This is a genomic window from Vibrio olivae (genome assembly GCF_042428525.1).
In the GTDB taxonomy this organism is placed as follows: Bacteria; Pseudomonadota; Gammaproteobacteria; order Enterobacterales; family Vibrionaceae; genus Vibrio; species Vibrio olivae.
This window is the reverse complement of the sequence record NZ_JBHMEP010000143.1, coordinates 1-507: the sequence shown is the minus strand read 5'-3', so window position 1 is coordinate 507 and position 507 is coordinate 1. Positions and strand designations below refer to the sequence as shown.

Annotated in this window: 1 protein-coding gene; it reads left to right on the top strand. The window is 46.4% G+C overall.

The genetic code is table 11. The annotated features are described in order from the left end of the window. Positions 1-240: 240 nt before the first annotated feature. Positions 241-507: hypothetical protein (locus ACFFUV_RS24245; protein ID WP_512701424.1), on the top strand; the 267-nt coding region annotated here is incomplete at its 3' end.

Below are 507 nucleotides of genomic sequence, written 5' to 3'. Positions count from 1 at the left end.
CCTTTGCCAAACAAAAAAAGAAGCATGCGGAAGACAGAAAAAATCACGCAAGACAGGAGAATTTTTTCTAGAAAACAGGACAAACAATACAATATATAGTGCATATAAAAAAATACTGTACAATATTTCCTTTTCATCAGGATTATTTTTCAGTAGATAATGCACACGCTACGCGCCGCCGCCCCATGACGAAGCGCAAGCCTACGGGATTATTCCCAAACCTTTCTACTTCGCAATCCAATGACCACAGACAACTCGCAAACCATACTCAAACTGCGCACAGGCCAGGAAATTATCCTCCCCCAGAGGAAAGACCTGCTGGGCGGATTGAAATTCACCAGAAGATTTTCACACAATGAAGTCCACCCCTATGATGAAGTGGACTGGACGCGCCGCGACGTCCGCATTATGGATTGGAAAACCGGCAAGACCATTTACGAGCGTCTGGGTCTGGAAGCTCCCGCCCACTGGGATGACAACGCCGTCAAAATCACGGCGGACAAATAC